This window comes from Pseudomonas brassicacearum, from assembly GCF_003732265.1.
In the GTDB taxonomy this organism is placed as follows: domain Bacteria; phylum Pseudomonadota; class Gammaproteobacteria; order Pseudomonadales; family Pseudomonadaceae; genus Aquipseudomonas; species Aquipseudomonas brassicacearum_D.
On record NZ_MOBK01000263.1, the window covers coordinates 1 to 500 of the forward strand.

Sequence of the window (500 nt, forward strand, 5' to 3'; positions counted from 1 at the left end):
GCATCGTCCTCCCAACTGTCCCAAAGCCCGGTGACCACCTGATGAAATTCCCGAGCGCGGCTGTAGCGTTCGGCGTGACCGATGTGTTCGTCTCGCCCGAAATTCAGCGCCTCAGCGGCGTTGTCCGAGGTCACCAGATTCCACCCCGCGCGCCCACCCGAGAGGTGATCGAGCGAAGCGAATTTGCGCGCCACGTGATACGGCTCGTTGTAACTGGTGGTCGCCGTGGCGATCAGGCCGATGTGCTCGGTCACCGCACTCAGCGCCGAGAGTAAGGTCAGCGGTTCAAAGGGATCGGAGCGCGCCATGCGGCTGGCGATGTCCTGAGTCGGCGCGGCGACGCTGTCAGCGACAAACAACGCATCGAACTTCGCCGCCTCGGCAATTTGCGCCAGCCGCTTGTAATGGGCGAAATCCAGACCCGCATTCGCCGGTACATCCGGATGACGCCACGCCGCCACGTGGTGCCCGGTGGCCATAAGGAACGCGCCGAGTTTCAA

The 500-nt window shown here is 63.4% G+C and carries 1 protein-coding gene; it reads right to left on the reverse strand.

The annotated features are described in order from the left end of the window. A partial coding sequence (locus BK660_RS31175; RefSeq protein WP_259698569.1) for an LLM class flavin-dependent oxidoreductase occupies nt 1–500 on the reverse strand: 500 nt, incomplete at both ends.